At 40.6% G+C, this 4,813-nt stretch carries 5 protein-coding genes and 1 pseudogene; 3 read left to right on the forward strand and 3 right to left on the reverse strand.

What is annotated here, in order from left to right; translation table 11 throughout:
* Together PX636_RS19440 and PX636_RS22760 are read left to right on the forward strand one after the other, a co-directional pair.
* A partial coding sequence (locus tag PX636_RS19440) for a mechanosensitive ion channel family protein (RefSeq protein WP_288118368.1) occupies window positions 1-1,391 on the forward strand: 1,391 nt, incomplete at its 5' end.
* A gap of 123 nt (window positions 1,392-1,514) precedes the next feature.
* Window positions 1,515-1,609: pseudogene (locus tag PX636_RS22760) on the forward strand (DUF29 family protein); the annotation flags it as partial.
* Window positions 1,610-1,736: 127 nt separating this feature from the next.
* Here the strand turns inward: PX636_RS22760 and hpsU are convergent.
* The 3 genes from hpsU to PX636_RS19455 all read right to left on the reverse strand — a co-directional run bounded on the left by hpsU (window position 1,737) and on the right by PX636_RS19455 (window position 4,156).
* Window positions 1,737-2,327 (reverse strand): hormogonium polysaccharide biosynthesis acetyltransferase HpsU, encoded by a 591-nt coding sequence (hpsU, locus tag PX636_RS19445; RefSeq protein WP_004162948.1) that lies wholly within the window; start codon window positions 2,325-2,327, stop codon window positions 1,737-1,739.
* 5 nt (window positions 2,328-2,332) lie between these two features.
* Complete coding sequence (locus tag PX636_RS19450) at window positions 2,333-3,283, reverse strand: glycosyltransferase family 2 protein (protein ID WP_004162949.1); 951 nt, start codon at window positions 3,281-3,283, stop codon at window positions 2,333-2,335.
* Between the two features lie 207 nt (window positions 3,284-3,490).
* A complete protein-coding gene (locus tag PX636_RS19455) occupies window positions 3,491-4,156 on the reverse strand; it encodes an urease accessory protein UreF (RefSeq protein ID WP_147071920.1) in 666 nt (221 codons plus the stop codon).
* 134 nt (window positions 4,157-4,290) lie between these two features.
* Between PX636_RS19455 and PX636_RS19460 the strand changes: the two genes are divergently transcribed.
* Window positions 4,291-4,813: DUF8692 domain-containing protein (locus PX636_RS19460; protein WP_288118370.1), on the forward strand; the 523-nt coding region annotated here is incomplete at its 3' end.

The following is a 4,813-nucleotide window of genomic DNA, read 5'->3' on the forward strand; positions in this document are numbered from 1 at the left end:
CACTTTATTTAAGTGTAGATCAAGAAGTGATTCTAACGGTGACGGAGCGAGATGCAAAAGCCTATCGTTCAACGCCGAAGGTTTTAGCTCAACAAGCTTTACAAAAAATTCAGGTTGCTATCGCTCAATATCGCCAAGATCGAAAACCCGAACAACTACTTAAGAACATCATTTATACGGTTATAGCCACCTTTGCTTTCTTGATTATTAGCTTTGCAGTTATCAAAATTTCAGGGAAGCTATTTCCCTTTATTAGACGTTTGATTGAATCCTTGACACCGGGCATTCAAATCGGGAATGTTGAGATTATATCTTCCTCTAATATAAGCTTTTTTTGGCTGCGAGTTCTTCGGATAATTCGCTTACTTGTTCTCTTTTTATTATTATTTAATTATGCAACATTTGTACTTCGTTTATTTCCCTGGACAAGAGTTTTTGGCGAGAGTATTTTAGGTTATTTTTATCAATCATTAGAATTGGTTTTATCGTCCATTGGCCAATATCTTCCCAATGCCTTTATTATTGCCATAATCATTTTTATAACCTACTACTTAATCGGGCTAATCAAGCCCTTTTTTACAGCAATAGAAAGAGGAAATCTGGTTATTCCTGGTTTTTATACTGATTGGGCTAAACCGACTTACAATATCCTATTAGTCATAATTATTGCCATAGCAGCAATAGTTGCTTTTCCCTATTTGCCCGGTTTTGATTCCCCTGCTTTCCGAGGTGTTTCTGTTTTTCTAGGTCTTCTTTTATCCCTTGGTTCTACTTCGGCGATCGCCAATGTTATTGGGGGAATTATTCTTATCTATACCCGTGCCTTTCGCATCGGAGATCACATTCAGGTAGGAGAGGTAATTGGCGATCTAATTGAAAAAAACTTCCTAGTCATTCGCATTTGCACTCCCACTAATAAAATCATTACTATTCCTAACTCATCTTTATTAAGTAGTAATGTGATTAACTTTAGTATTTCCTCGCGGGAATTAAACAGAAATCTAATTATTCAGACAACGATTACCCTAGGGTACGATCTGCCTTGGCGAAAAGCCCACAAAACCTTAATTGAAGCTGCTCTAGAAACTGTGCATATTCTCAAAGAACCCGCACCTTTTGTCCTGCAAACTAGCCTAGATAATTTTTACATCAGTTATCAATTAAACGCTTACACTAACCAACCCAATTTGATGGTAATAATTTATTCAGAACTCCATCAAAATATTCAAGACAAGTGTAATGAAGCTGGGATTGAGATTCTCTCTCCCAGTTACACCTCCCTACGAGATGGAAATACAACAACCATTCCCGAAAATTATTTACCTTCCGATTATGTTGCGCCTCCCTTTCGTGTTCAATCTTCAGACAATCAAGAAAACAACACATTATGATACTAAATCCGTTTTTAAGCACTCACTGTTGGCGGATTATTAATATAATGTTAATTGAGCTTAGAAGGAGATAAATCAATGACGGCATCCTAGGAGCAAGACTTTGGACTTTGGTCCGAACAAATGGCTGATTTATTAGCCTCCAGTCGGTTTTCCGAGTGGATATTGAGAATTTAGTCGAAGAGGTACGGGATTTGTCGAAACGGGAGCGCAATCGCTGATTGTCTAGGGTGCATTAGGCGGCTACCAATTCTGTTAAAAAAACAAAATCAACAATCTGCACGCCACGCACTAACTTTATCATTAAATTGGTGCGCTTTGATTATAATAAAATGCCTCGTAAGCTTAACTACTATAAGAATTCATCTTTCTATCGTATTGAGGACGACAGGGACTGCCCCAAGCAACCTTTTGAGCGGGAATATCGGCAAATACACTACTTCTTGCCCCAATAACAACATTAGAGCCAATTTTTACCCCCGGAGCCAAAAAACAATCGGCCGCGATCCATGTACCATTACCAATGAGGATGGGAGTGGTTTTTAAGCTGAAAGAGCGATCGCAGGGATCGTGACTGCCAGTGCAAAGATAACATTTTTGAGAAATCACACAATGACTGCCGATGGTAACGTTATCTAAACTATAAATCACCACATCATCGCCAATCCAAGTATAATCGCCGATCGCCACTTTCCAAGGATAAGTAACCCTTGCCGTCGGGCGAATTTTCACCCCAAGGCCGATTTTAGCCCCGAATAGTCGCAAAATAGCGCAGCGAAAGCTGTCCATTTGGTGCAAACTGAGGGGAAAAAGAATTCCCTGTACTAACCACCAAAGTAGGATAATCGGATGAGAACGACCGCGCTCAAACCAAGATTGATCGTAGGTACGCAGATCTAGCCACGCTTCCTCATCGGTGCGGATTTCTGGGGACATAGGACTTATTTAATCATTTCCGCGGGTTGAGGTTCCGAGGGTTTAACCGGGGGATTAGCATGGGCATTAACGTTTAATTTACCGCCAAATTGCCGTAATTCGTACAATTTAACCCCTATTTGGTATTCGTACTGACTCAAAAGACGACCGTAGATATAACCAGCTTTGCCATCCAAGAAACCGAGACGGATAACATAAAAGAGAATAAAGCGCAGCAGCGGTTTAAAGGGCAATTTTACCCAAATTTTCTTTAAAAAACGTTTTCTCTGCACCGCATCACCGAACAGGTTCGCTCCGATCGTGCCGCTTTCGTCATTACCCGTGAGAATATTGTAATAAACTCGCGCCTCCCAGTTGGAATAACGATTATGTCTTTCTAACCAATGATAGATATCGCGGAAATCGATGTGCAGCATATCATTTTTCAGATATCCCACCTTGCCATCGAGGATAACGTGTTCGTGAACCTCGTTATCTCCCGTGTTGGGGATATCTTCGGTGTTTAAATTCTCGTATCTGCCCGACTTATGTTTAAATAAGCGCAGATTCCAGTCGGGATACTTGCCACCATAACGAATCCATTGTCCGAGGAAGAAGACGCGACGATTGAGATAATAACCGTTATAGTTGGGATCTTGGATCACGCTGGCGATTTCGTCCCATAGTTCGGGGGTGATTCTCTCATCACAATCGACGATTAATACCCATTCATTGCGAAAAGGCAGATTATCGAGGGACCAGTTTTTCTTTTTCGGCCAACGACCATTAAAATAAAATTGGACTACATTAGCCCCATAGTTTGTAGATATTTCGATCGAGCGATCGCTACTTTGGGAATCGACGACAAACACTTCATCAGCCCTAGCAACACTCTCTAAACAGGCGGGAAGGTTAGATTCCTCGTTTTTGGCGGGAATCAACACCGAAACGGGAATTTTTTCTGATTGACTAAACATTGGTACACTGTGGCTAGGTAGAGTGTTCGCATCTTTCCTTAAAACCCTTAGTCACTCAGAAAGCGAGAACTAGGACTTAAGATTTTTTTTAATCTTACTATACCTTATTCGGTTTTTTACCTTATCCCTAGGCTTGAACCTAAGAGAGAGACTCCTAGAGACTTGCATATTCTCCCAGAAAATAGTGAAAAATTTGATCGCTAATTTCTAACTGCGAAATAGACGACTATACTGGGTTTCGTGGTTCATACTGGCAAAACTTAGCCCCCAACTCCAACTGCTCAGGTTTTCATCGGCTAAACTGATAATATCTGCTGTTGCTGTTAATAAACTGGGCTGTAAACCGATCAGAAGGGATTGTCCTAGGGTTTGCCCTAGGGGAATTAAACGCAATCCTGCATTGATTAAATTACTTGCCCAACTGTGTAAATAGCCTAAAACCGCTAATTCTTCGCCAATTTGCCAATGACTTGCCCCGATCGCAAAAGCGGTGGCATAATTAGCCTGTTCTGGTAGATTATCTCTGGCCGGCGCTAACTCCCGCAATAAGTTTAACAGCGATCGCCCCATTTGCCAGCTTTGTTGTCTTAATTCGGCCGTTTCCCGCGTTGCCGATAACCAATTATCCCAATAATTAAGTTTTGTAAAATCCTCTTGACAAAAACAACGATATACCCTTACCAAAACAGCCGTTTCTAAGCGAATCGAGCCTTGACAAAGCGATCGCTCTAACCAATCATTTAAGCTGGCACTATTGGAGATAATCCCCTTTTCGACGAGGGTTTCTAGCCCTTCGGAATAACTATAGGCCCCCACGGGTAAAATGGGACTAGCCAATTGTAATAAACACAAAAGTTCTTTTTGATCGAGCATAGAAAACCGAGAAAATTGTCCTTAACACAATTAGGGAAATGCTTGGCGCTTCCGTATGTAGATCGAGCCTGTAGAAAGCGGCACTCTGTGAATTATACCGTGGTTAATAGCCACAATTATAAACTACTATACTTATGTCCTCACGAGAACAGCATTTTCTGAAAATAAATCTTGTCGTTCTCCTCTTGATTTTAGCTTTGATTGCTGGGGTTGATCGGGAAAAATTACACTCTAGTCTTTTATTTTATCCTCCCGCTACTCCCCCAACTCCGCTCGCTGGTTTATTAACCCATTCTTTTCAATTGCTTTGTTGTCTGCCCCCGATTGTTTGCCTTTTTAGTTATACTTTGTTGTCCCGCAAGACAAGTTTCAATAATTCTGACAATTTTTTACTTTTTTCTGGCATAATAACGGGACTTTTTGCCATCAATGAAATCTTCAGAATTCATATCATTCTCCTCTATTTTAATATTCCCAAATTCTTGACTATCTCTGTTTATGCCCTCGCAATTCTGATTTATGGTTTAGCATTTTGGCGGCGAATAAGACAAACTTATTACCAAATTTTAATCATCGCTTTAGCACTTTTAACTTTTGCGATCGCTATCGATTTTCTCCAGATTAAAAATCAAGGTTTTGCTAGTCTAAGTGAAGGAA

The sequence above is a fragment of the Microcystis sp. M53598_WE2 genome, from assembly GCF_030067735.1.
GTDB classification, from domain to species: Bacteria; Cyanobacteriota; Cyanobacteriia; order Cyanobacteriales; family Microcystaceae; genus Microcystis; species Microcystis aeruginosa.

Bases quoted from the DNA above. Each gene is read 5' to 3' on its own strand.
- hpsU (WP_004162948.1), bottom strand. From the start codon at position 2,327: ATGTCCCCAGAAATCCGCACCGATGAGGAAGCGTGGCTAGATCTGCGT.
- PX636_RS19455 (WP_147071920.1), bottom strand. From the start codon at position 4,156: ATGCTCGATCAAAAAGAACTTTTGTGTTTATTACAATTGGCTAGTCCC.
- PX636_RS19450 (WP_004162949.1), bottom strand. From the start codon at position 3,283: ATGTTTAGTCAATCAGAAAAAATTCCCGTTTCGGTGTTGATTCCCGCC.